Source organism: Demequina zhanjiangensis, assembly GCF_030418315.1.
GTDB lineage: Bacteria > Actinomycetota > Actinomycetes > Actinomycetales > Demequinaceae > Demequina > Demequina zhanjiangensis.
This window is the reverse complement of record NZ_JAUHPV010000008.1, coordinates 20,729-45,120: the sequence shown is the minus strand read 5'-3', so window position 1 is coordinate 45,120 and position 24,392 is coordinate 20,729. Positions and strand designations below refer to the sequence as shown.

Annotated in this window: 21 protein-coding genes; 4 read left to right on the top strand and 17 right to left on the bottom strand. The window is 68.3% G+C overall.

Translation table 11 applies throughout. The features are described 5' to 3' along the window. Positions 1-41: 41 nt before the first annotated feature. Positions 42-617: a TetR/AcrR family transcriptional regulator gene (locus tag QQX04_RS12515; protein ID WP_301129716.1), complete on the bottom strand. Its 576-nt coding sequence runs from the start codon at positions 615-617 to the stop codon at positions 42-44. A gap of 83 nt (positions 618-700) precedes the next feature. On the opposite strand from QQX04_RS12515, the gene QQX04_RS12510 reads away from it, so the two are divergent. Beyond that, complete coding sequence (locus QQX04_RS12510; RefSeq protein WP_301129714.1) at positions 701-3,145, top strand: beta-glucosidase; 2,445 nt, start codon at positions 701-703, stop codon at positions 3,143-3,145. Positions 3,146-3,236: 91 nt separating this feature from the next. On the opposite strand, the gene QQX04_RS12505 is transcribed toward QQX04_RS12510, so the two are convergent. The 7 genes from QQX04_RS12505 to QQX04_RS12475 all read right to left on the bottom strand — a co-directional run bounded on the left by QQX04_RS12505 (position 3,237) and on the right by QQX04_RS12475 (position 9,909). After that, positions 3,237-4,610, bottom strand: coding sequence for an FAD-dependent oxidoreductase (locus QQX04_RS12505; RefSeq protein ID WP_301129712.1), 1,374 nt, complete (start codon positions 4,608-4,610; stop codon positions 3,237-3,239). Between the two features lie 10 nt (positions 4,611-4,620). Next, positions 4,621-5,223 carry a superoxide dismutase gene (locus tag QQX04_RS12500; RefSeq protein WP_301129707.1) on the bottom strand — a complete coding sequence of 201 codons (603 nt, stop codon included), beginning with the start codon at positions 5,221-5,223 and terminating at the stop codon, positions 4,621-4,623. A gap of 118 nt (positions 5,224-5,341) precedes the next feature. After that, entirely contained in the window at positions 5,342-5,806 is a 465-nt protein-coding gene (soxR, locus tag QQX04_RS12495) for a redox-sensitive transcriptional activator SoxR (RefSeq protein WP_436968481.1), read from the bottom strand. Between the two features lie 64 nt (positions 5,807-5,870). Next, a complete protein-coding gene (locus tag QQX04_RS12490; protein WP_301129703.1) occupies positions 5,871-6,494 on the bottom strand; it encodes an NAD(P)H-dependent oxidoreductase in 624 nt (207 codons plus the stop codon). A 195-nt stretch (positions 6,495-6,689) separates the two neighbouring features. After that, a complete protein-coding gene (locus QQX04_RS12485; protein WP_301129701.1) occupies positions 6,690-7,547 on the bottom strand; it encodes a carbohydrate ABC transporter permease in 858 nt (285 codons plus the stop codon). Next, positions 7,544-8,476 carry a carbohydrate ABC transporter permease gene (locus QQX04_RS12480; RefSeq protein ID WP_301129700.1) on the bottom strand — a complete coding sequence of 311 codons (933 nt, stop codon included), beginning with the start codon at positions 8,474-8,476 and terminating at the stop codon, positions 7,544-7,546. Before QQX04_RS12480 ends, QQX04_RS12485 begins: the two co-directional genes overlap by 4 nt. Positions 8,477-8,559: 83 nt before the next feature. Then, positions 8,560-9,909 (bottom strand): ABC transporter substrate-binding protein, encoded by a 1,350-nt coding sequence (locus QQX04_RS12475; RefSeq protein ID WP_301129698.1) that lies wholly within the window; start codon positions 9,907-9,909, stop codon positions 8,560-8,562. Positions 9,910-10,389: 480 nt separating this feature from the next. On the opposite strand from QQX04_RS12475, the gene QQX04_RS12470 reads away from it, so the two are divergent. Continuing rightward, complete coding sequence (locus QQX04_RS12470; protein ID WP_301129696.1) at positions 10,390-11,244, top strand: aldo/keto reductase; 855 nt, start codon at positions 10,390-10,392, stop codon at positions 11,242-11,244. A gap of 132 nt (positions 11,245-11,376) precedes the next feature. Here QQX04_RS12470 and QQX04_RS12465 read toward each other — a convergent pair whose 3' ends face one another. Continuing rightward, complete coding sequence (locus QQX04_RS12465) at positions 11,377-12,363, bottom strand: aldo/keto reductase (protein ID WP_301129694.1); 987 nt, start codon at positions 12,361-12,363, stop codon at positions 11,377-11,379. 96 nt (positions 12,364-12,459) lie between these two features. Here QQX04_RS12465 and QQX04_RS12460 point away from each other — a divergent pair, with 96 nt between their 5' ends. Continuing rightward, positions 12,460-13,686 carry an MFS transporter gene (locus QQX04_RS12460; RefSeq protein ID WP_301129692.1) on the top strand — a complete coding sequence of 409 codons (1,227 nt, stop codon included), beginning with the start codon at positions 12,460-12,462 and terminating at the stop codon, positions 13,684-13,686. A 135-nt stretch (positions 13,687-13,821) separates the two neighbouring features. Here QQX04_RS12460 and QQX04_RS12455 read toward each other — a convergent pair whose 3' ends face one another. The 8 genes from QQX04_RS12455 to QQX04_RS12420 form a co-directional block, all read right to left on the bottom strand. Next, positions 13,822-14,586: a hypothetical protein gene (locus QQX04_RS12455; protein WP_301129690.1), complete on the bottom strand. Its 765-nt coding sequence runs from the start codon at positions 14,584-14,586 to the stop codon at positions 13,822-13,824. Positions 14,587-14,719: 133 nt separating this feature from the next. Next, positions 14,720-15,751 (bottom strand): aldo/keto reductase, encoded by a 1,032-nt coding sequence (locus tag QQX04_RS12450; RefSeq protein ID WP_301129689.1) that lies wholly within the window; start codon positions 15,749-15,751, stop codon positions 14,720-14,722. Positions 15,752-15,813: 62 nt separating this feature from the next. Next, positions 15,814-16,254: an SMR family transporter gene (locus QQX04_RS12445; RefSeq protein ID WP_301129687.1), complete on the bottom strand. Its 441-nt coding sequence runs from the start codon at positions 16,252-16,254 to the stop codon at positions 15,814-15,816. A 283-nt stretch (positions 16,255-16,537) separates the two neighbouring features. Continuing rightward, the gene (locus tag QQX04_RS12440) at positions 16,538-18,040 is read right to left on the bottom strand and encodes a hypothetical protein (protein ID WP_301129686.1); all 1,503 of its coding nucleotides are present in this window, start codon (positions 18,038-18,040) and stop codon (positions 16,538-16,540) included. Continuing rightward, a complete protein-coding gene (locus tag QQX04_RS12435) occupies positions 18,037-18,567 on the bottom strand; it encodes an RNA polymerase sigma factor (protein WP_301129684.1) in 531 nt (176 codons plus the stop codon). The genes QQX04_RS12440 and QQX04_RS12435 overlap by 4 nt, the downstream gene beginning before the upstream one ends. A gap of 170 nt (positions 18,568-18,737) precedes the next feature. After that, complete coding sequence (locus QQX04_RS12430) at positions 18,738-19,826, bottom strand: Ltp family lipoprotein (RefSeq protein WP_301129682.1); 1,089 nt, start codon at positions 19,824-19,826, stop codon at positions 18,738-18,740. 234 nt (positions 19,827-20,060) lie between these two features. Next, positions 20,061-22,538 (bottom strand): lysylphosphatidylglycerol synthase transmembrane domain-containing protein, encoded by a 2,478-nt coding sequence (locus QQX04_RS12425; RefSeq protein WP_301129680.1) that lies wholly within the window; start codon positions 22,536-22,538, stop codon positions 20,061-20,063. Between the two features lie 74 nt (positions 22,539-22,612). Beyond that, positions 22,613-23,503 carry a CPBP family intramembrane glutamic endopeptidase gene (locus tag QQX04_RS12420; protein ID WP_301129679.1) on the bottom strand — a complete coding sequence of 297 codons (891 nt, stop codon included), beginning with the start codon at positions 23,501-23,503 and terminating at the stop codon, positions 22,613-22,615. A gap of 94 nt (positions 23,504-23,597) precedes the next feature. On the opposite strand from QQX04_RS12420, the gene QQX04_RS12415 reads away from it, so the two are divergent. After that, positions 23,598-24,281 (top strand): MOSC domain-containing protein, encoded by a 684-nt coding sequence (locus tag QQX04_RS12415; RefSeq protein WP_301129677.1) that lies wholly within the window; start codon positions 23,598-23,600, stop codon positions 24,279-24,281. The last annotated feature ends 111 nt before the right edge of the window (positions 24,282-24,392 follow it).

Below are 24,392 nucleotides of genomic sequence, written 5' to 3'. Positions count from 1 at the left end.
TCCATGGCATGAATGGTCGCAAGCGTGCGACCGGGGTGGGTCTAGAGGCGAAAGGCGTTCACGAGCGTATGCATCTGCTCGACCATGTCGACGCTGCGCCGGTTGAGGAGCCACTGGATCTGCAGACCATCGGCCGCGGCGACCAGCAGCGAGGCGATCTCATGGGCGCCGACCGTGAGCGTCATCTCGCCTTCCTCCTGCATGCGCGCGACGTCCTGGGAGATGTCGTCGATCACCCATTCGTAGCGGCCTTCAAGGAACTCGCGGGCGAGGCCCTCCGTGTGGGCGCTCTCGGCGGACATGACCACGTAGAGGCCGACGAGGCCTTCCTGGTCGACGTTGCGTGCGATCGCGTCGATCAGGCCCTGCACCGAGTGGACGCCGCGGTCCGCCGCGCCGGAGATCGACTGCTCGTCGCGACGCCGCAGCACCTCGAGGAAGAGCTGCTCCTTGTTGGAGAAGTGGTGCAGCAGGCCCGCCTGGCTCAGCTCGACCATGCGTGCGATCTCGCGGACAGAGGTGCGGTCGTAGCCCTTCTCGATGAAGGACTGCAGGGCGGCGTCAAGGATCTCGTCGCGCTTGGCAAGCCCCTTCGCGTAGGAACCTCGTTGTCGCATGAATCGGATACTACTCACCTCATTGCCGTTCAGTGAATGGTTTTCGTGTATCGTCTTGGTATCAGTCGAACAAGGAGGTTCCGATGACGGCGCACGCACGCGCGATCGAGACGATGCTCGAGCAGCTCTCGCTCGAGGAGAAGGTCCGATTCCTCACCGGCCAGGACAGCTGGTCTCTCTACGGCCTCGACAGCATCGGCCTGCGGTCGATGGTCGTCTCCGACGGGCCCGCAGGAGTCCGCGGCGACGTCTGGGACGAGCGCAGCCCCTCGGTGAACTTCCCGTCGCCCACGGCCATCGCGGCCTCGTGGAACCCCGAGCTCGTGCGCGAGATCGGCCAGGGCCTCGGCGCTGAGGCGCGGCGCAAGAAGGTGGACGTGGTCCTCGCCCCCACCATCAACATCCAGCGCTCGCCCTACGGAGGCCGCCACTTCGAGACCTTCAGCGAGGACGCGGTGCTGACGGCTCGCATCGCGACCGCGTACGTCAAGGGCATCCAGGACAACGGCGTGGGCGCCACCCTCAAGCACTACGTGGCGAACGACGCCGAGACGGACCGCTTCACCGTCTCCTCTGACGTCGATGAGCGCACGCTTCGCGAGATCTACCTGGCCGCCTTCGAGGGTCCCGTCAAGGAGGGCCCTGCCTGGCTCGTCATGAGCGCGTACAACAGCATCAACGGCGTCACCGCGAGCGAGCACCACCTGCTTCAGGACCCTCTGAAGGACGAGTGGGGCTTCGACGGCGTCGTGATCTCCGACTGGACCGCGGTCCGCTCGGTCGAGGCCAGCGCCTTGGCCGCGCAGGATCTCGCGATGCCCGGCCCGGAGAGCCCCTGGGCCCACGGTCTGCTCGACGCCGTCCGTGACGGCCGGGTGCCGGAGTCCGCAGTCGACGAGAAGGTGCGTCGCCTGCTGCTCCTCGCACTCCGCGTGGGAGCCATCGAGGGTCAGCCGCAGCCCGAGCGCATCGAGCTCGCTCCGGTCGAGACCGCGATCGCCACCGCCCGCAAGGCCGCGGTCGAGGGCTCCGTGCTGCTCGCGAACGACGGCATCCTCCCGCTCAGCGCCCCGGCGAGCATCGCGGTCATCGGCGAGGGCGCGGTGCACGCACGCTCGCAGGGTGGCGGCAGCGCCACCGTCATCCCCGCATCCGTCGTCAGTCCGCTCGACGGCATCCGCAGCCGGTTCGGGGCCGCGGACATCAGCTGGAACCGAGGCGCCGTCGTCCAGTCCGGCCTGGCAGAGGTCCCGCTCGACCGTCTCCAGGACACCAAGGGCGAGCCCGGCATGCGGGTGCGCTACCTCGATGGGCGCGGTGCGGTCACCGATCAGGAGTTCCGCGCCGCCTCGCGGATCGTCTCCTTCGACTCCGAGGCCAAGGCGCTCAAGGCCGCGACGGTGGAGTTCTCCTTCACGTACACGTCGGATGAGGCGGGGGACACCGCGCCGTTCGGTGTCGAGGGACTCTCCGACTACGTGGTGAAGGTCGGCGGCCAGGTCATCGACTCAGGCGAGCTCCGGCTCAACGAGGGCGACGACCCGTCGGCTGTGGTCCTCAACCCGCCCTACGCGGAGATGGACATCCCGCTCGTCGACGGCAAGGCCGAGGTGGTCGTGGAGCTCAGCCCGATCAAGGGCGGCATGGGAGATGCCATCGCGCTCGGCGTGGGCCTGCCGCCCGCCCGGGACGACGCCGAGACCCTCCTCGCCGAGGCAGAGGCCGCGGCGAAGGCGGCCGAGGTCGCGATCGTCGTGGTCTCGACCTCCGCGGAGGTGGAGTCCGAGGGCTTCGACAGGACCTCGCTGAAGCTCCCCGGTCGCCAGGACGAGCTCGTGGCGCGCGTGCTCGCCGCGAACCCGCGGACCGTCGTCATCGTGAACTCGGGTTCGCCCGTCACGCTGCCCTGGGAGAAGGATGCGGCGGCAGTGCTCGCCACCTGGTTCCCCGGGCAGGAGTTCGGGAACGCGCTCGCGGACGTGCTCAGCGGCGACGCCGAGCCCGGCGGGCGTCTGCCCGTGTCGTGGCCTGCCGACGAGGAGTCCGTGCCCGTCAGCAAGGTGGTCCCCACCGACGGGCACCTGGAGTACACCGAGGGCATCCACGTCGGCTACCGCGCCTGGCTCAAGAAGGGCGTCGCGCCTGCCTTCCCGTTCGGTCACGGCCTCGGCTACACCGAGTGGGCGGTCGAGGACCTTGAGGTCGCCGCCGGCGCCGACGGCGGGTTCGACGCGTCCGTCACGGTGCGCAACACCGGCGAGCGCGCGGGCAAGACCGTCGTCCAGGCGTACGTGTCCCTTGAGGGGTCCTCGGACGACGTTCCCGCCAGGTGGCTCGCCTCCTTCGCTCCGGTGCGCCTTGAGGCCGGAGAGTCGACAGAGGTCACGCTCTCCATCCCTGAGCGCAGCCTCATGCGGTGGAGCGACGAGGGCTGGGTGCCGCTCACCGGACGACCTGTCGTGAGCGTCGGCCTCAGCAGCGACGACCTGCACGTCAGCAGCGCGGCAGGCGAGCCAGCGCTCAGCTGACGACACTCATGACGAAGGCCCGGCCTCCTGAGGGAGACCGGGCCTTCGCCTTTCGCTGCGGCGGCGTCCCGGAACCGGACCGGGACGGCGGTCAGACTGTCGTCGTCGCCTCCGCCGCAGCCCTGGCCACCGAGGTGAGAGTAGGGCGGTCAGGAATCTTGATGCGCTCGCGGCCGCGGGCCTCGCCCAGCTCGCGCTCGCGGCGGTCGACTCGCAACCAGCCCTCCCAATCGACGGGCTCAAGCCCCGTCTCGGCGAGCAGTCGTGCGAGAGGGTCGCCTTCACGACCCGTGCGCGGGGCCTCCGCGAGGTCCTCGAGCAGGTGAGTGACGGTCTGGAGCGAGTCCGACTTGGTCGAGCCGATGAGGCCGACGGGGCCGCGCTTGGCCCAGCCGCTCGCGTAGAGCCCAGGGATCGGCGTCCCCTCGGCGTCGAGCACGCGGCCCCTGTCGTGGGGGATCCGATGCGTCGTCCCGTCGTAGGGGGCACCGGGCACGGGCCGTGACGCGTAGCCGACAGCCCGGTAGACCTGACCGACGGGGTACGTGAGAGTCTCTCCGGTGCCCTCGACGGTGCCGTTGCCCAGGTGGCGGGTCCTCTCGACCGTGAGGCTCTGCACCGCGCCCTCTCCGTCGAGCCGCACGGGAGCCTGCATGAAGTGCAGGTGGATGCGGCGGGAGGCGGTGAAGGTGGACGGGTCGCGTTCCGACCAGCCCACCAGGGTCTGGGCGACGATCTTGCGCTGGCGGGAGCTCGCGATGAGCGCCTCGCTCGACCGGTCGAACACCATGTCGGCGGGGTCCACGACGATGTCGACGTCCGGCACGTCCCCCAGCTCGCGCAGCTCAAGCGGCGAGAACTGGGCCTCGGCGGGCCCGCGTCGCGCGAACAGGTGCACGTCGGTCACGCTGCTGGAGGCGAGAGCCTCGTGGACGTGGTCCGGGATCTCCGTCGGGGACAGGTCCTCGGCATGCTTCGCGAGCATCCGCGCCACGTCGAGCGCGACGTTCCCCGCGCCGATGACGGCGACCTGTGCCGCATCGAGCGACCAGTCCGTCGGTGCGTCGGGATGCGCGTCGTACCAGGAGACGAACGAGGCCGCGCCGAACGATCCGGGCAGGTCGAAGCCGGGGAGGGGGAGCGGCGCGTCGTCGTCCGCGCCGGTGGCGAGGACCACGGCGTCGTACTCGCGACGAAGTGCCTCGAGGGAGACGTCCACGCCCACGTCGATGCCGGCGACCAGACGGATGTCTCCACGGTCCAGCACCGAGTGGAGCGCATCGACGATCGCCTTGATGCGCGGATGGTCGGGCGCGACGCCGTAACGGACGAGCCCGAAGGGCACGGGCAGGCGCTCGAAGACGTCCACGTGGGTGGGTGTCTCATGGCTGGCCAGGATGTCGGCCGTGTAGACGCCGGCGGGGCCGGAGCCCACCACGGCCACCGTGAGGGGTCGGGTGGTCATGAAGGCCTGCTCACCTCGCGTTGACGGCAGCGAAGCGCGCGGTGACGTCCTGCCAGTTCGCGATCTCCCAGAACGCCTTCACGTAGTCCGCGCGGACGTTCGCGTAGTCCAGGTAGTAGGCGTGCTCCCACACGTCCAGCTGGAGCAGCGGCGTGATGCCCACAGGGACGTTGCCCTGCTGGTCGTACAGTTGGAAGACGAGCGGGCGCGCGCCGAGCGTGTCCCAGCCCAGGATGGCCCATCCGGAGCCCTGGACGCCGAGCGCTGCGGCGGTGAAGTGCGCCTTGAAGGCATCGAAGGAGCCGAACGCGTCGTCCAGCGCTGCGGCCAGCTCACCGTCCGGCTCGCCTCCGCCCTCAGGGGAGAGGTTCTGCCAGAACGTGCTGTGGTTGAGGTGACCGCCCAGGTTGAACGCGAGGTCCTTCTCGAGCCGGTTGATGTTCGCGAAGTCGCCCGCGGCTCGCGCCGCCTCCATCTGCTCGAGCGCGTTGTTGGCGCCGGTGACGTACGCCTGGTGGTGCTTCGAGTGGTGGAGCTCCATGATGCGGCCGGAGATGTGGGGCTCGAGCGCCGCGTAGTCGTAGGGCAGCTCGGGAAGCGTGTAGGTGCTCAACGGGGGTCCTTTCGTCGGTCCGTCGAGACCACGCTAGAAACTCAAGTGCACTTGAGGTCAAACCGAGTGCTTGTGGGGCTCCGGCACCGGCGCTGCCGCGAACGGGCGGCCCTGCGCGTCAGGAGTCGGCGGCGTCGTCCAGGCGCCGAGCGCCCGCCCCGGTTCGGCCGAGCGCGTCGTCGGGATTCAGCAACGCGCACGCCTTCATCGACAGGCATCCGCAGCCGATGCAGCCCGTCAGCTCGTACTCCAGGCGTTCCAACGCGCGGCGTCGCTCCTCGAGCTGGCGCTTCCACGCGCGGGAGGCGCGCTGCCAGTCGTCATGGCTGGGAGTGGAGTCGAGGGGGACGGAGGCGAAGGCCTCATGCACGTCGTCGAGCGGGATGCCGAGTCGCTTCGCCACGAGGATCAGCGAGATGCGCCGGAGCATGTGACGGGGGTATCGCCGCTGATTCCCCGCCGTCCTCACCGAGGCGATCAGGCCCAGATCCTCGTAGTACCTCAGCGCGGAGACGGCGGCCCCAGTACGACGGGACACGTCGCCGATCGTGAGCAGCTCGTCGGGCTCGTGAGCCATGCCCATCAGATACACCTCCGGCCTAGAACCTCAACCTTAGGTGAGATTCTAGGCCGGAGGGGGAGAGAGATCAGAAGCTCTCGGCGGCGGCGCGCACCTCGGCGAAGGCGGCGTCCATGATCTCGCCGGCGCGGGCCGGGTCGTGGTCCATGCCCTCAGCGGCGATCGCCTGGAAGTCCGTCACGCCGATGAAGCCGAGCATGGTGCGGACGTACTGGCTGGCCGGGTCCTGGCCGTTGTAGACGCCACCGTTGGTCTGGATGTGCAGGGCCTTCTTGCCGGCCACCAGGCCGACGGCCTCGCCGGTCTCGCTGTACTTGAAGGTCTTGCCGGCGACGCAGATGCAGTCGATCCAGGCCTTGAGGCGCGTGGGCACCTGCAGGTTCCACAGCGGGTTCGCGATGACGATCTTGTCCATGTTGAGGAACTGCGTCGTGTAGCCCTCGAACAGCGTGCTCTTGGTCTGCTCGGCCTCGTGGAGGCGGACGAAGGGGACGCCCTCGCGCAGCTTGTTCCAGGCGCTGAACAGGTCCAGGTCGATCTCGGGGATCGCGATGTTGTACAGGCTCTGCTCCAGGACGTCGTCGTCCGGGTGCGTCTCCTTGTAGGTCTTGACGAACTCGTCGGTGAGCCGCATCGAGCGGGAGTTCTCCGAGGTGAGCGGGTGGGCACGGATCACGAGCAGCTTGGCCATAGCGGGCCCCCTTCTTCGGGTGTCGGCAGAAATGGTTTCTGTATCAACCATTCTCGACTGTAGGGCAGGTGTCCATGCCGGACCTAGGCCCCTACTCGGCGCGCCACTTCTCTGCGCAAAGAGCCTCGTACAGACAAGAGGGCCCGGCTTCCCACCACCGTGGAAGCCGGGCCCTCTCCCGGGTCTGCGCCTGCGTCAGCCCTTGACCGCTCCGGACGTCATTCCGGCGACGATCTGACGGTTGAAGAAGATGTACATCACGAGCATGGGGATCGTGATGAGCAGGATGTCCATGAACAGCAGGTTCCACGCTGTGGCGTACTGACCCTGGAAGTTGTACAGGGTCACCTGCACGGTGGCGTTCTCCGCTCCGGGGAAGAAGTACAGAGGTGCCTGGAAGTCGTTGAACACGAACACGGATTGGACCACGATCACCGTCACGATGACGGAGCGCAACAGCGGGAAGACCACCTGGAAGAAGAGCCGGATCGGACCCGCTCCATCCATGATCGCTGCCTCATCCAGCTCTCTGGGGATCGTGGCGACGAATGCCCTGAACATGAGCACGCAGAACGCCATGCCGAAGGCGACCATCACGAGGATCAGTCCGTGCATCGTCTTGAAGAGCCCCAGGCCCTGCATGACCCAGATCGTCGGGACCACGGCGGGCGGGACGATGAGGCCCGCGAGCACCAGGAAGTTGATGAACCCGTTCCAGCGCGTGTATCGACGCTGGAGCACGTAGCCGACCATGGCCGAGACGATCACCATGAGCGACACCGCACCGACCGTCACGATCGTCGAGTTGATGAATGCCGTGACGAGGATGTAGTCGCGTGCCTGGATGACCTCGACGAAGTTCTCGACGAAGGCCCACTCGGTGGGCGGCGAGAACTCGAGCCGTGCGGCCTCGACCTGTGTCTTCGACGCGGTGAAGAAGATGAAGATGAACGGCACGATGAAGATGATCGCCGTGACGACGATGCCGATGAGGCCCGCGACCCACGAGTAGGTGCGGTTGAGGCGGGACTTGGTGTCCGTCGAGGCGCTCACTGCTCGACCTCCCTACGGTTGAGCCACCAGAAGAGCGGCACGACGATGATCGCCACCACCACGAACAGCACGACGTTTCCTGCGGTCGAGAGTCCGTAGAAGCCTGCCTGGTACTGCTTGTAGACCACCGACGCGAGAACGTCAGAGCTGAAGCCGGGGCCTCCGCCGGTCATCGTCCAGATCAGGTCGAAGGATCGGAGCCCGCCGATGAGGGACAGGATGATGACGGTCGTGGTGGCCGGCCGCATGAGCGGCAGCGTCACGTGCCAGAAGCGCTTGAACGCGTTGGCGCCATCGACCTTCGCCGCCTCGAAGTACTCCTGCGGGATCGCGACGATGCCGGCGATGTAGATGAGCACCGCGAGTCCGACGCCGCGCCAGATGTCCACCATGGCCACGGAGATCAGGGCCAGGTTCGGATCGGTCAGCCAGCCGGGGCCCTGCTCGGCGCCGAAGGCCATGATGACTTGGTTGACGAGCCCCTCCCACGGGTCGAGCAGCACGGCGAACGTGGCGCCGATGCCGACCGCGGAGATGAGGACGGGGAAGAAGACGACGGAGCGCAGCCATCCGCGAGCGATGATCTGGCTCGTCAGGAAGACCGCGATGAGAAGTCCGAGCACCACCTTCGCGCCGGAGGTCAGCACGGCGAAGATCATGGTGTTGATGAGGCTCTCGAACAGGAACGGCTCCGAGAAGAACGTCTGGAAGTTCTCCAGGCCGATGAACTCGGACTCGAAGATGGTCCATCGAGTGAGCGCGAAGTAGAAGGACGCGAACGTCGGCACCACGAAGAGCGTGGTGTAGATGATCCCCGCCGGTGCGTAGAACCAGATCGGGTACGGGCTGCGCTTCTTCTTCTTGGGGTTCGCCTGAGTGGGCGTCTCCGGCTTGGCGTCCGAGCCGGATCGGGTGAGGGTGTCTGTCATGGTCTCTGCTCCTGTGAGGCTTCCGGGCCCCGGCCGGTGAGGCCGGGGCCCGGAAGGTTGCCTTCAGTGGACGGTGGTGCGGATCACCAGCCGTCGAGACCGAGCTGCTGCGCCTGCTTCTTGACGTCCTCGTCGTAGAGGGCCGCCGCGTCGCCGGCGTCGCGGATGCCGGAACCGACCTCCACGAGGATCTGCTCGAGCGACGGGCCCTTGATGGGCGACAGGAACTCGAGTGCAGGTGCGGTGTTGCCGTTGTCGAAGTACGGCAGCATGTCCTTGATGGCCTGGGGCACATCGTCGGGCAGCGTGCAGCCGTTCACCACGAACGGGCCACCGGCGGCCACGCCGGCGTCCAGACGTGCGGCACAGGCGTCGGGGCTTGCCACGTACTCCATGAAGCGAAGCACCTCAGCCTGGTGCTCGGTGTCCGCGGGAGCGTAGATGGCGGGCGGCATCCAGACGGTCAGACCGTTGGCGGAGGCCGAGTCGCCCGGGATCGCGAAGTAGCCGATGTTGTCGGCGGACTCCGGGTAGAGGTCCACCATGGTGTCGATCGCGAACATCAGCATCGGGTACTGGGCACCCTCGCCGTTCGCCATGCGCTCGAGCGCCTGGTCGAACGTGAGCGACGCGAAGTCCTTGTTGAGCAGACCCTCGTCCGCGAGGTCCTGCATCTTCTCGAACGAACGCAGCGCGATGGGCGTGTCGGCGTAGTGGGCCTCGTTGGCCGTGTACTTGTCCGCCCAGTCCGGGTCCTCGTTGTAGATGTTGTAGTAGTCGGCGAGCATGATGATCTGGGAGGTCCAGGTGTCGCCGAACGACTGGATGAGGGCGTTGTCGTAGCCCGCGTCCTTGATCGCCTGAGTGTTGGCGACGAACTCGTCCCACGTGGTCGGGACCTCAAGGCCCAGCTCCTCGTAGATCGGGATCGAGTAGAAGATGCCGCCGCCGCCGGCGACGTCGATCGGCACGCCGTAGGTGCCGTTCGCAGTCGAGACGGTCGGGATGAAGCTCTCCTGGACATTGCTCAGGAAGGACTGGTCTGCGATGTTCAGCAGCTGCGAGTCCGGGTTGAGCGCCTGGAGGAGCGAGCCGGAGTTGTACCAGAACATGTCCGGTGCGTCGCCGGTCGCGAGGCGGGTCTTGAGCAGGTTGTCACCCTCCGAGCCGCTGGGCATCGAGGCGTCCACGGTGACAACGATGTCGGGGTTGGCCTCGTTGAACCCTGCGGCGACGGCTTCGGCGATCTGGACGTTGAGCTCGACCGTGCCGGTGAGGAGCGTGAGCTCTACCGGATCGGTCATCTCGCCGCCATCACCGCTCGACGAACCCTCGGGTTCGCTCGTGCCGCTGGAGCAGCTGGTGAGGATCAGGGCACCGGCGATGACAGCGGCACCGACGGCCGCTGGACGGTGCAAGCGTGCGATGGTCATTCTTACCTCCTTGTAAGAGCCACGAACCGCCGATCATTGAAACAATTCAATGACTGGCTTTCGCCAAAGTACCGCCGTTCTGCGGGGTCGTCAACGTCTGTGACGGAACCGTGATCTGGGACCGAAGTACCTGGACACATGTCATGTTGCGTGAACGCGCTCTCGCCGCCGAGTGCCACTTCTCGGACCCCGAAACGATCGGCTCCGGACGAGAGGGGTACTGGCGCAACCCCCACCAGGAACCCCTTCCGCTGAGCGAATGCGAGGACCAGAGTTGATGTTGCAAGCCCACGTGGAAGGGAGTGCGAAGCGCAGGGCCGAGACGAGACGTCACCGCCGAGCGTCACGCGAAACCCTTCAACGACGGGCATTCATCGCGGACGGATCGCGTTGACCACCACAAGGCGACGCGGACCAGCCGGCCCCGGCGAGGGTGGCCGTCCGCCGACACACAGACCACGAGAGAGAAGGAGAGACCTCATGATTCTCGACGAGACCTACACCCTGTCCAACGGCGTGGAGATCCCCAAGCTGGGACTCGGCACCTGGTTCATCGAGGACGCCGACGCGGCCCAGGCCGTGCGCGACGCCATCGAGGTGGGCTACCGCAACATCGACACCGCTCAGGCCTACGGCAACGAGCGCGGTGTCGGCGAGGGCGTTCGCACCGCCAGCGTGCCGCGCGAGGAGATCTTCGTCTCCACCAAGCTCCACGCCGAGATCAAGTCCTACGACGAGGCTGTGGCCGCGATCAACGGCTCGCTCGAGACGATGGGCCTGGACTACATCGACCTGTTCCTCATCCACGCGCCGCAGCCGTGGGCCGACTTCCGCGGTGGCGACTACACCGACGGCAACCGTGAGGCATGGCGAGCCATGGAGGAGGCGCTCGAGGCCGGCAAGGTCCGCGCCATCGGCGTCTCGAACTTCAAGAACGAGGACGTCGACGCGCTCGTCGCCGGCGCCAAGGTCGTCCCCCACGTCAACCAGGTGCTGGTCCACGCGGGCAACACGCCGCAGGACATCCTCACCTACTCGGCCGAGAAGAACATCCAGATCCAGGGCTACTCGCCCATGGGCCACGGCCAGATCCTCGACAACGAGACCATCGGCGCCCTTGCTGAGAAGTACGGCGTCTCGGTCCCGCAGCTTGCCATCCGCTACGTCATCCAGCTCGGCACCGTCGCGCTGCCGAAGACGGCGAACAAGGAGCACATGAAGGCCAACGCCGACGTGAACTTCGAGATCTCCGCCGAGGACATGAACACCCTCATGAACCTCGAGGCCAAGGACTACGGCGACGTCGCGTTCTTCCCGGTGTACTCGGGCAAGTAAGCACCCTCATGAGCGATCGGTGAGAACCGAACGCAGGTGACACGAAGGGCCCCGGCTCCGCAGGGAGTCGGGGCCCTTCTGCGTGTCCGGCGTGCGTGTGACGCGCCGGCCGGCTAGGGGCGGCTGCGCCGCTCAGCCGTTGACCAGACCCATGTGCAGCGCGTTGTAGCGGTCTCCGTGCACCCCGATCCGGGTGGCGAGCGAGTCGAGGTCCGCCACCTCGTCGGCCGAGAGGGCTACCTGTGTGGAGGCGGCGTTCTCCGCGATCCGCGCCGTCGAGCGTGTGCCGGGGATGGGGACGATCCACGAGTGCTGCGCCAGCAGCCAGGCCAACGCGACCTGACCGGCGGAGGCGTCCTTCGCGTCGGCCAGGCTCCTCACGTGCGCGACAAGCGCCTGGTTCGCGGCGAGATTGTCCGCCTCGAAGCGGGGGATCGTGCCGCGGATGTCTCCGGGGGAGAGCGTCGTCGAGGCGTCGACGGTGCCGGTCAGGAAGCCCTTGCCCAGGGGGCTGAAGGGGACGAAGCCGATCCGCAGCTCTGCAAGCGTCGGCAGCACCTCCCGCTCCGGGTCGCGGGTCCACAGCGAGTACTCGCTCTGCACCGCAGTCACCGGCTGCACCGCGTGGGCCCTGCGGATCGTCGCGGCCGACGCCTCGGACAGGCCGAAGTGCCGCACCTTGCCCTCGTCGATCAGCTCCTTCACGGCGCCCGCGACGTCCTCGATCGGCACGTCCGGGTCCACGCGGTGCTGGTAGAAGAGGTCCAGCGTGTCCACCCGCAGACGGGCCAGCGACGCCTCCGCGACGCGGCGGATCTGCTCGGGTCGGCTGTCGAGGCCCGCGCTTCGGCCCTCCTGGATGTTCCACCCGAACTTGGTCGCGATCACGACCTCGGCCTTCAGGGGCTCGAGCGCCTCGCCCACGAGCTCCTCGTTGACGTACGGCCCGTAGACCTCCGCGGTGTCGAAGAACGTGACGCCGTGATCCACCGCCGAGCGGAGCACCCGGATCATGTCGTCCCGGTCGCCCGGGTTCGGCCCGTAGCTCTGCGACATGCCCATGCAGCCGAGCCCGACCGCCGAGACCTTCAAACCCTGTCCGAGTGTGCGCGTGTGCATGCCTTCCATCCTCGCAGTCACGCTGCTCTCAGTGCCCCTCGCGACGGTGCCACCCAGTGGTCGCGTGGCACGCCGCCATGCACCAGAGTTGACCCTGTGACCACCCAGCCCACCGACATGACCCGAACCCCGCGCGACCTTCGGGCCGCCAGCATCGCCACGCTCCTCGTGTTCGGCGTCAACGGCTTCGCCTTCGCCACGTGGATGTCGCGAGTGCCTGACGTGAGAGAGATGCTCGAGATCTCACCCGGTCAGCTGTCGCTGCTGCTGCTCGCCATCTCCGCCGGATCGCTATGCGGCCTCCCGACGGCTGGACGGGTCGCCCACAGGATCGGCGCCGCGAACACGGTGCGCGCCGGCGCTGTGGTCTCGCTCGCAGGACTCCTGGTGGCAGGCCTGGCGGTGGAGGCGCACGCGGCGCTGCCGCTCATCATGATCCCGCTGTTCCTTGTCGGACTCGGGATCGGCACCTGGGACGTCGCCCAGAACCTCGAGGGATCGATCGTCGAGCAGGCGCTCGACCGCGCGATCATGCCCTGGTTCCACGCAGGGTTCTCCGGAGGCACCGTCGTCGCCGCGCTGATCGGCGCGCTCCTCACGTGGTTGGACGTGCCGGTCTCCCTGCACATCGGCGCCGTCGCGGTGCTCGGCCTGGTCGCCACCTGGTGGCTGACCCGCAACTTCCTCCCGGCCTACGACGAGGGCGCGCCCGAGGCGGTCGCCGCGACCGGCAAGGTGCGCTCGCCGTGGCTGGAGCCCCGCACGCTGCTCATCGGACTGATGGTGCTCGCCGCCGCCTTCGCCGAGGGCACCGCCAACGACTGGATGGCCGTCGCCTTCGTCGACGGCCACGAGACCTCCAACGCGCTCGGCGTAGTCGCGCTCGCGATCTTCCTCAGCTTCATGACGGCCGGCAGGATCATCGGTGCCGGGCTGCTCGACCGCTTCGGTCGTGTGGCAGTGCTGCGCGTGCTGTTCGTGACGGCCGTCGTCGGCTGCGTGCTCGTCGTGTTCGGGCCCACCTGGCTCGCCTTCATCGGCGTCGCCGTCTGGGGAGTGGGCGCCAGCCTCGGCTTCCCCGTCGGCATGTCCGCCGCGTCCGACGACCCGGCGCGTGCCGCGCTGCGCCTCAGCGTGGTCTCGACGATCGGCTACGGCGCCTTCCTGATCGGCCCGCCGCTCATCGGCTTCCTGGGCGACCGCGTCGGGGTGCTCGACGCGATGCTGACCGTCGGCGTCATCTCGCTGATCGCGATCGTTGTGGTGCCGGCGGCGAGGCCGCTCGAGAAGGCGCCTTCGGAGGACGTCAGCGCGCCGCGCTGACACGTAGTACGTCATCCCGGCCGGGTACGGCCCGCGAGGTCGTCGACCGTCCGCTCAGTCCGCACGACCCCCTGAACGACGAAGCGCTCGCGACCGAGTCCGGGCGGTCGCGAGCGCTTCGTGCAGGCGCGGGGGCTACTTGTTCTTGTTGCCCTTCGCGTTCGCCTTGGCGTCCTTGACGGCGCCCTTGGCGGCCTTCTTGAGCTCCTTGGCCTCAGCCTTGGCGTCCTTCGCGGCGTCCTTGGCGGCCTTCTTGAGCTCCTTCAGCTCAGCCTTGTCCGAGACCTCGGTCAGGTCGTCGCCCTCGGCGGCCTCGGCGCCTTCAACGAGCTCCTCCTCGGAAGCGTCCTCGTCGACCACGTCCTCCTCGGCCTCCGGGTCAACCCAGATGCCACGTGCGTGCTGGGAGACGGCCTGGCCGAACTCCTTGCCCTTGAGGTCGGTGGTGGCCATGAAGGTGAGCATCTCGGCCACCTGGGTGCGGCGCTCGAGCGACTGCTCGGAGCCGTTCTTCAGGACCGACTCGGCGGCGTGGAGCAGGCCGGTGAGCTCCTCCAGGTCCTCCTCGTCGAGCTCGGCGTCCTCGTCCATCTCCTCGACGGCCTCGTCGGCCGACTCGAGCGCGCCCTCGACGTCGCCCTCCTCGATGAGCTCCTCGGTCTCCTCGAGGCGCTCCTCGGCGCCGCCGTCGTTGATGCCGAGATCCTCAAGGGCGCGGTCGACCTCGTACAGGTAGTCGCCGGGCTTCGCCTCGTCGGCGGCGGCGGCACCGCCGACGACGATCGCGGCCAGGCCGGCGAGGCCAGCGGCAGCGGCTGCGCGGCGACGCATGGGGGAGAGGCGGCCGAACGTGGTGCCGGCCTCGGTGGACGTGGACTGCTGTGCGCGTGAGGTCTTCATGTCCACGTCACCGCTCGGGGGACCGGAAAGGCGACGCAATTCGGGCGAATGTGGCACTTTCCACATCCGGGTGGACATGGGAGTGATCGTGCTCTGACGAACTATCGCGCCGTGTCGCACGCCCCGAAGATTGCTAGAAGGTCCCGAGCTTCTCGTCGCGGTTGAGGGCGTTCATCGTCTGCATCTGTTCGTCGGACAGCTCGAAGTCGAAGACCGAGATGTTCTCGAGGATGTGGTCGGCGTTGCGCGAGCCGGGGATCGCGATGATGCCTCGCTGCAGGTGCCAGCGGATGATCGTCTGTGCGGGCGTCCTTCCCACCGACTGAGCGATCTCGCCGATCGTCGGCTCCGCCAGCATCCGCGTCACGTTGTTGCGACCGCCGAGCGGATACCAGGACTCGAACACGATGCCCAGGTCGTGCACGTAGGGCACGAGATCCGGCTCCTGATAGAGGGGGTGGTTCTCGTTCTGCACGATCGCGGGAGGGATCGAGACGTCGGCGAGCAGGGGCTCCCAGTCCTCGGCATACCAGTTGGAGACGCCGATCGACCGGAGCTTGCCGTCCTCCATCGCCCTCTCCATCGCGTGGTACGCCGTGATGTCGAACGGCCCTGTGCGGTGGAGCAGCATCATGTCCAGGTAGTCCACGCCCATCCGCTCCAGCGCCCCGTCGATAGCCGCGCCGGCGGTGGCGAACTGCGTCGGGAAGAGCTTGGAGGAGACGAAGACCTCCTCGCGTGGGACCGCGGAGTCGCGGATGGCCTGCGTCACCTGTGCCTCGTTCTGGTACGCGTACGCGGTGTCGATCAGCCTCACGCCCGCCGCCAGGGCGGCGGTGACCGAGTCATAGGCCTGCTGCTGAGAGAGCTGGAAGGTGCCGAGTCCCGCGACGGGCATCGCAAATCCGGTGTTCAGCATCACGGTCGGGGCGTTGCCGTTGGTGCCGCTGGCGAGGTCGAACGGCGCGACGGAGTTCGCGGCGCCCGGGGTGGCGGCGGGACTGCTCGATCCGCCGGAGCTGGTAGACGAGCAGGCGGCCAGGCCGGTCGCTGCCGCGACGCCCGCAAAGCCGAGGAGCGCGCGGCGGGAGAGCTGCGGGGACTGCCCGGCCCGGGCGTCTCGATCGAGGCTCGCTGCCGGGGTGGGGGTGTGCTCTCGCGTCATGAGTGGTCTCCTTCTCGGGGCGAAGATCGTGGCTTGGGGGTGGGGTGGCTCTCGGCGCGCAGCTAGGACGTGGCCTGCGTGCGGCGCTGGAAGAGGAGGTGCAGCCCCAAGGCGAGGCCGAGCACCACGGCGAGCACGGCCACACTGACCACGCTGGCGATGTTGACGCCGGTGAGGAGCGCCCAGATCCCGGTCATCAGCGCGCTGATGACGCCCCACCACACGAAGCCCGCGACGACGCGGACCGTCCGGATGGCGTAGGCGAGAGCGGCGGCGCTCGCGATCAAGGCGATGACGAACACGACGGCGGGGATCGGCTGGGAGAAGCCCTCCGAGGCGGCGAGACCTGTCGCCCACACGAGCTCGAGGAGCGCGCTGACGATGAGCAGCAGCCACGCCAGTCCTCGTGAGCGGCTCCGCGCCGAGCGGCCCGAGGCCGCGGAGGACCCATGATCTGCCTGGCCGACGGGCGGCACCGGAACGTCTGCATTCGTGGAGGTCATGCGGGGTCTCCTTCTCCTTGCACGCGCGGTCGTGGGTGGCGTCACCCGACCGAGCGGATGCGTGCGCCACCAGTCAGATCGCCCGCTCGTCTCGTCGGGCCGACGACCATGCACACCTGATCCACGGGTGCGAACGGCCTGGTCTCGGACGCTAAGCGGCGTTCACCACCCGAGGGAGTCTCTGCGAGTACCTGGGCCAACGGCGTCTCCCAGGACCCTCCCGAGGATGTTCGACTCGTCATGTCCCGCGTCAGGTCAGCGACCTGCCGAGGTGAGGCGCCCGTCAGTCGCTCGTGTTGTACCAGGCCCAGTCGATCTGGTCGACGCTCGGGCCGTAGCCGGTCAGGAGGATGCTGGACGCCGCAGCGAGGGCGTCGCCATCGGCGCTGCCGCAACCGGCCCGTACGGACGCGTCGAGAAGAACCGCGGCGGTAGGCCGTTCCGCGTCTCCCAGGATCACGCGAAAAGTGTCGTCGAGGGTCTCGGGATCGCTTGTGCCGATGATCCGGCCCTCCGCGTCCACCCAGACCGGCAGCGTGAAGAGGTAATACCCCTGCGACGGCTGCGCTGGGTTGTCGGAGCCGTCGAAACGAATGCTCCAGCCCGGGCTGAGGCTGACGGTCGGTGGCGTGTAGTCCTCGAGGGGGTCGATGTCGTCGAGGACGATCATCACTCCGCCATCTCCATAGTTGATCTGGGTCTGTGTGGTCTCCTCGAAGACGACTCCGTCTCGCCGCAGGGTCATCCTCGGCTCCCGCTGCAGCGCGGGGTCGAGGGTCGCGTCGCACGCGAACACGCCGGACTCCGGGCCGGAGAGCACCGGCATGACGTTCGGGTTGGGCTGGGGGTCCTGAGGGTCCTTGCCGTTGGCCTGCCACGCGCTCTCGTTCGGGCCGCATGTCGCCGCGTAGCTACGCGAGGCGTCGTAGCTGGATGTGACCGTGATCGTCTGACCATCGTGTGCCGTCGCCGTGGTGGCGACGCTGACCAGGCCCGACGTTGCGTCGACCTGAGGTGCGGTGTCGCCGATCAACACCTCGGTCGTCGTCACGGTCGTGGCGTCCGCCTCGCGTGAGGTCACTGCATGCTGCACCTGCGGATCACCAACTGCGAGGTCGGTTGTGACCGGCTCGCCCCACCCGAGCACCGCTGTCTGGTGCACGGCGATGAGCGCCTCCAGGTTGACGTCGACTCCGGTGTCCGTCGGCACGTCCGTCGTCCACTCGTAGTAGAGGTCGGTCGGGTCGTCGACGTAGTGAAGCGAACCGTCGTACCGGTCGAACACCGCGCGGTCGGCCTCCTGGTCGGCCTCAAGGTAGAGGGGACTGTAGAAGCCGATCTCGGCGAAGCTGTCGCCCGTGTCGGGGTCGCGCCACGTTCCTTGCTCGTCCTGCACGAGCTTCCTGAGATCGCCGTTGAGGGCACGGAACATGAACGTGTCGGTGGTGTAGTCCGCGTAGACCCGGCCTTCGAACCCGGCGCCGGGCATGGCCCGGACGTTCGGAAGGGGAGAGGAGTCGAGGTCGCACTGACCGTGGACTCCGTCGACCAGGGGCGCTGCGGGGTCGCTCCTGAACGGCCCGACGGAGGCGATGGCTCCCAGGGCGACCGCGCCGACAGCGACTGCGGCGACCGCTCCTGACGCCTGCCAGGCGGTGCGCCGACGGCGTGCCTGAGTGACCTGCGCCCAGGTGGCGTCGCGATCGACGGAGGCCGTGAGTGAACGTGCGACGTCCACTCCGGCGCTCGCCGTACTGTGGCGAAGCGTGTCTCGAAGCTCGCTCATCGTCGCGCCTCCTTGATCTGCACGGTCTCGGGTTCCTCTGCGACGGGGACTCCCAGCGTCGTCGCGAGGCTCTCTCGTCCTTCAGAGAGGTAGCGCTTGATGGTGCCTTCGGCGGTGCCCATCGTGTGGGCGATGTCGGCCACGGTCATGTCGTCGACGTAGCGCAGCGCGACGGCCGTTCTGACCCGGGGAGGCAGCGTGGCGAGCGCCCGGTTGACCGCGTCGTCACTGTCGACTCGCGGGGCATGGTCGGACACCTGGTCATCGGCGACCAACGACGAAGCGGCCGCCGTCCAGCGCGCCTGACGCCGGGTGCCGTCGATGTGGAGAGTGCGGATCGCGGACCTCACGTACGCCTCTGCCGCTGCAAGATCGCGGTACCTGCGGCGCTTCGAGAACGTCTTCACGATCGCCGCCTGCACCAGCTCCTCTGCCGCTGAGTAAGAGCCCGTCAGCGCGAACCCGTAGGCGCCAAGGCGCGGCAGAGAAAGCTCGTAGATCTCGTCGAGCAGTTCGCGATCCCTCAAGACTGGCCCCCAATCGCAGGGTAAACGCACACCGATGGGATCGGGTTGTGTCGGCGCACGCCCTGCGTGAGCCGGACGGGTCAAGGTCAGGTGCGAGGCCCCGAGCGCAACGCGCGCCCGGACCGCAGGTGGGGCTCGCCAGCATTGACGTGTCCCACCTGCGGCAGCGCCTAGTACCCGACTTGCGCGACGGCGTACTCCGCCTGGGCCTGGGTGAACTCCTCGCCGTACTTCGATGTCAGCTGTCGGATGAGCTCAGCGCGCGAGAACGACGAGTATGCGAGGTATGACTCCGCCGACTCGACTGCTTCAGCGTTCCAGTCGACGAGGCCATTCTCCTCGAGGTAGTTGATGGCGTACTCGGCTCGCTGTGCGATGAACTGCTCGCCGTACTCCGACGTGAGCTGGCCCTTGAGGCCGGCGCGGGAGAAGGCGCTGTAGTCGAGATAGGACTGCGCCGCCTCGACCGCTTCGTCCTTCCAGCTCACGAGGCCGTTGTCCTCGAGGAAGGTGATGGCGAAGGTGGTGGATGCCTCGGTGTAGCCGGAGCCGTACTCGGACGTCATCTGGTCGAAGAGGCCAGCCGGTGAGAACGCGCTGTACTCGAGGTACGAGAGGGCCTCCGCGACCGCGTTCTGTTCCTCGAGCGATGCGGTCGCCTCGACGTTCACGATGACCACGTCGCCCTCGGAAAGCGTCTCTCCTGCCGCGGGAACGGTGGATCCGATCACTCCGAAGATGGTCGCGATGTCACCGCCTTCGCCGACCTCGAAGCCGGCGCCGACGGCGAGGAGCGGATCGAGGACCTCCGCAGGGAGAGAGTCCGTGTCGAGGTCGACCATGGCGATCCCCACCATGTCGGGCATCGTCGCCGTCACCACTGGCTCTGGCGATGGCTCAGCCTCGGGTTCCTCGGCTGGTTCGCTCTCGACGGTCGGTGTTGCCGAGGGCGTAGGCGCGGCGACGGTCTCCGCATCGTCACCGCCTCCGGTGACGACGCCGATGAACAGCAGCAGCGCGATCGCGCCGCCTCCGATCAACGCCACGTTGCGCTTGGTGTGGTTCGGCGTGGCGGAAGCTGCCGAAGTCTCAGTGCCAGCGGGAGTGGTGGAGGTGACCGGGACAGCCTCGGTCACGTACGGGTCCACGCTCTGCGCGCCCTTGGTGAACACATGCTCGGTCCACGTGCTGCCGTTCCAGTAGCGCTGCTCGTGCCTCTTCGTGGGGTCGGGGTACCAACCCTCGTGCATCTGCGTCATTCTCTATCCCCTCAGCGTCTTCGTTGACGCTTCGCATCGTATGGCTGGGCACTGACACTCGTCAGGGGAAAGTGAAGTATTCCGCATCGAAGGCAGCCACACCTCGAAACGACCGGGGCGCTGACGCTCGCGTCGCTGATCCTGTGCACTTGCGGGCTGGACCCGCGAATGCTGCAGCACCATTCTTGCGGTGCGGTGCGGTGCGGTGCGCTCGGCCGGCGGGCTGCAGCGCCGCTACACCTCGCCCTTGTTCTGCAGGTAGCGCATGGCGATCCAGCCGAGCGGGATCCTCAGCCAGTAGGTGATGAGGCGGTAGATCACGACAACGGATGCGGCGACGGCGGTCGGGATGCCTGCACCGGTGAGACCACCGGTGAGGGCGAGCTCGACGGCTCCGAGGCCGCCGGGCGTGGGGACCACGGCGCCGACGGCGTTTCCGAGGAAGAACAGGACGGCGACGTCGACCACGGGCAGGCTCTGCCCGAACGCCTCGAGGGCTGACCAGAAGGCGCCTACGTAGCCGACGGTGAGCAGCAGGTTGCCGCCGAGGCCGAGCGCGAGGCGCCATGGCTGGCCGAGCACCTGGCTGAGGCGGGGCCAGGTCTGACGCAGCATCGGCATGACGCGGGCGGCGGCGAAGCTGCGCACCTTCGGCACGGTGAGCGACAGGGCGACGACGAGTGCGACGGCGCCGACGCCGATCAGCACGGAGGTGCTCGGCAGCTGCGCGAGCGTGCCCTCGGAGCCGGTGATGAGGGAGAGCGCCACAAGGCCGACGACGGTGACGACGACGCCGGACACCTGGACGAGCGCGACGGTCGCCACCGCGAGGGGCGACGCGACGCGGCGCTTGGACAGCATGCGCATGTTCAGCGCGGCAGGCCCCACACCCGCGGGGACAGCGATCGCCAGGTAGGCGGCCGCGACCTGCACGAGGATGGTCCGGAACCACGGCAGCTTGACGGGGCTGAAGGCGATGAGCGCAAGGCCGGCGCCCACGAAGGTGAGCAGCGCCCATCCGAAGGAGGCGAGCAGCCACCACAGGTTCGCCTCGCTGAGCGCAGCGAGCACCTCCTGCGTGTTGAAGGACGCGAGGATGATCGCTGCCGCGACCACGCCGAGGAAGAGGGTGAGGATGGTGCGCCAGCCGAAGCGCTGGATGTTCTCCGACTCGATGTCGGCGTCGGGCATCCGCTCGATGATCTCCGAGCGGACGGTCTGCAGCGCCTTGTCCTTGTGGGCGCGCAGCTCGTGGCGCGTGGAGCGAGGCATGACGATCATCTGCAGCAGCGGGGCGACCTGCTCCAGGTCCTCCTCGGTCATGGCTCGCAGCGCGGAGTCGACGGCGCGCTCGCGGCCGACGATAGGCGCGAGCATTCCGAGCACCTGCGCCAGGTCGATGCGCTTGGCGAGCGTGGCGGTCGCGACCTCGCCCAGCTCCCAGCTGGTGAGCCACACCGTCGGATCGGCCGCGATGTCGTCGCCCACCAGGATCGTGTCGGCGGAGAGGGAGCGGTGCGAGATGCCGGCGTCGTGTGCCTGGCCGACCTGCTGCCAGATCGCGTCGAGCAGGCCGTCGGTGACGTCCTCCGCGGGCACGCTCGACAGCGGGCGGACGTGCGCGGGGCGTTGGTAGATGATCAGCATCGTGTCGCGCACGTGGCTCATGCCGAGCACGCGTGCTGTGCGGACGCCTGCGGTCCTCGCTGCGTGGGAGACGAGCGCTGTGGCCTCAGCGCTGTGGCGCAGCGACACGTCGGCGCGGGCGTTGATGCCTCGCAGCCGCAGGCCGTTCCAGAACTTCACGAGGAAGCCGGCTGCGTGCTGGTCGCCGTCCAGGGCGACTGCGAGCAGGTGGTGGTTCTCGCGCGTCGTCAGCGAGTAGATGCGGCCCTGACGGGTCCTGCCCATCGCGGCGGACACCTCGTCGAGCTCGACGGCAGCGAACTCGTCGTGCACGTCGGCGCGGACGAGCTCCTTCGGCTCGAATCCTGCCCGGCGGATACCTGCCACGAGCGCCTCGCCGTACGCACGATCGGCCGTGGAGCCGATGGACCAGCGCAGCACCAGGCCGGTCGCGCGGCCGATCAGCACTGTCACGAGCGCGGCGGGGAGCGTCACGATCGACGAGATCACCGCGACCGCGATCGACGCCCACACCAGGTTCCACGACCAGGACAGCACCTTGTGGCTGGAGCGCAGGCCGGCGGCCGTGAGGAGCGCCGCGACCGCGGCGATGTACGCCGGGAGGGACACCACGAGGTCGCCCTCGGAGTTGCGGATCGCGAGCGAGTTGATGAGCTCGTCGGCGCCGAAGTAGGTGGTGGTCAGCGCCGCGATGACCGTGGCGACGAAGGCGAGCACAGCAGCGCCCATCATCTCCAGGATGCGACGCGGCTCACGGCGGATCGCCATGTCGATGATCACGACCGTGGGGATCACGAGCGTGACGATGCCCGAGAAGATGTTCACCGGCGCCACGAGCAGGCGCTGGAGGATGCGCGCGAAACCGCTGACGTCCTCGGTGATTCCCTGCGTGGTGCCGGTCGCGTAGGCGCCGATCAGCAGCACGAGCACGATGCCGAGCATGGTCGCGATGAGCGACAGCAGGTCGGTGAATCGGTGGACACGTTCCTGCGGCGCGTCGACGATGCGCACCTGCGACGGCGCGGCCGACGGCGTCGGCTGGTCCACGAGCGCATCGGAGGCCATGGGGCGAGTCTAGAGGTCGACGCCCCGGACCAGGGGACCTGGTGACAGGCCCTGTGGGAACCCGTCGTGCGGGCCTACAGTCCGAGCCACTCGAGCCACGCGTCCGGCGCCACCGTCGGCCCGATGAACGCGACCGCGTCCATGAGCAGGTGCGCGGCGATCAGCGGGCCCAAGCGGCCGCGCTTCACGTACACCCACGCGAAGACGACGCCCATCACCACGTTGCCCAGCGCCATCGGCCAGCCCTGGTACAGGTGGTAGGCCCCGCGCAGCAGGGCCGACGCGAGGATCGCCGCCGGGACGCCCCACCGGAGCTGCCGCAGCCGGGTCACGAAGTAGCCGACCGCGATGGTCTCCTCAAGGATGCCGACGCTCGCGGCGGAGAGCAGCAGGACGGTCGCCGCCCACCATTCGTCGGGCAGGCCGGACGTGTTGATGTTGACCGTCATCCCGAGCGCCCGGCTGCCCAGGTACAGCGCGATCCCGGGCAGGCCGATGATCGCCGCGATGCCGAAGGTCCAGCCGATGTCGCCCTTCCACCTGGACCACGGGCCCACGAGGCCCAGCGTCCTCCACGCGGAGCGCCCACGCTCCGAGAACAGGTAGAACACGAGCAGCACCGGCATCAGGCGGAACCCGATCACCATGACCTGCTGCACCAGGTCGATCCACGCGACCGACGAGGTGGAGCGGTTGAGCGTGGACGTGGTGGTGCTCAGGTCCACGCTCTTCACGTAGTACTCGACGAACCGGGTGATCGCGAAGGCCGCGGACTGACCTAGCGAAAGGCCCAGGACGATCGCGATCTCCCACTTCAGGCGCCGAGGCGAGGGCCCGTCAGCCGTCGAGGTCTCAAGCGGCTCCGTGGGCGGCGTCGCGGGCGCAGGCGAGGTCGCGTCGTCCGCCGTGGTGGCGACGATGCGGCGACCCTGGGCTGTCGAGTCGACCGGTGCTGGCTCGTTCATCCCGCCCACTGTAGGTGCCGTTCCCAGGAACTGGCTCAGAGTCTCGCGCCGAAGCGCCCGTGCCAGCCGGCGAGTGAGCGGCTAGGTTGGCCGCATGCGTGTCGTCTCGATCCGCCGGTACCCGGTGAAGTCCATGGCAGGGGAGTCGCTCGAGTCCGTCGAGCTCGACTCGCGTGGCCTCGTCGGCGATCGCGCCTGGGCCGTCCGCGACGCCGACTCGAGGCTCGCGTCGGGCAAGAACACCAAGCGAATGGTGCGGCGCGACGCCGTGTTCGACTACTCGGCACGGATCTCCGCCGAGGGCTCGGTGCTCGTCAGCGACGGCGCGACCGAGCGGACGGCCGGTGACCCCTACCTGGACGCTGCGCTCGCGGACGCCATGGAGGCCGACGTCGCGCTCGCGCCCGAGACGGACGTGCCCCACTTCGACGACGGCTCCGTGTCGCTCATCGGCACCGCGACGCTCGACTGGTGCGCTCGCGAGCTCGAGGTGGACGCCGACCCGCGTCGCCTCCGTGTGAACCTCGTGGTCGAGACCGACGAGCCCTTCATCGAGGAGACGTGGTTCGGGCAGCGGCTCGAGGTCGGGGGAGCGGTGCTCGCACCCGTCGAGCGGATCGAGCGCTGCCGCACCATCGACCTTCCCCAGGACGGCGTCGCCGACCGCACCCGCTGGCTCAAGGCGCTGGGTGCGCAGCGCGACATGCGCGTGGCCGTCTACTGCGACGTGGCGACGCCGGGCACGCTGGCTGTAGGGGACTCGGTGGAGCTGGGCTGACCGGCGGTCGGCGTCGCCGCGTGTCCGGGCAGGCGAGGCGACCCAACGATTCGCCTGCCATGCTCCGTTGACGGGGTGACGAGGCTCGCTGAGGCGGGACTACCGGGGCCG